The organism is Kitasatospora sp. MY 5-36 (assembly GCF_001182915.1).
Taxonomy (GTDB): Bacteria; Actinomycetota; Actinomycetes; order Streptomycetales; family Streptomycetaceae; genus Kitasatospora.
On the sequence record NZ_LFVW01001430.1, the window covers coordinates 1 to 559 of the forward strand.

Here is a 559-nt window from a genome sequence, read left to right on the forward strand (position 1 = left end):
CGGACCAGGCCGCGCAGCAGCGGGTGGACGGCGTCGGACTGGGCGCGCACGGCGGCCAGGTCGAGCCGGATCGGCATCAGCGCCGGTTCACCGGCCGCGCGGGCGGTGTCCAGCAGGGCGAGGCCCTCCTCGGCGGAGAGCGCCGCGGTGCCGACGCCGGCCATCCGGCGCAGGTCGGTGCCGGTGAGCCGGCCGCCCATGCCGTTGCGCTCCGCCCACAGGCCCCAGGCCAGCGAGACGGCCGGGCGGCCCTCGGCTCGCAGGTGCCGGGCGTAGGCGTCGAGGAAGGCGTTGGCGGCGGCGTAGTTGGCCTGCCCGCCGGCGCCGAACACGGCGGCGGCGGAGGAGTAGAGCACGAAGGCGGCCAGGTCCGCGTCGCGGGTGAGCTCGGCCAGGTTGAGCGCGCCGGAGAGCTTGGGCGCGAGCACCCGGTCGAACTGCCCGTCGGTGAGCGTCTCGATCACGCCGTCGTCGACGATCCCGGCGGTGTGCACCACGGCGGTGAGCGGGTGCTCGGCGGGGACGGCGGCGAGCAACTCGGCGAGGGCGGAGCGGTCGG

Annotated in this window: 1 protein-coding gene; it reads right to left on the reverse strand. The window is 77.3% G+C overall.

All coding sequences use genetic code 11. The features are described from left to right. A partial coding sequence (locus AE652_RS42790; RefSeq protein WP_049661799.1) for a KR domain-containing protein occupies positions 1-559 on the reverse strand: 559 nt, incomplete at both ends.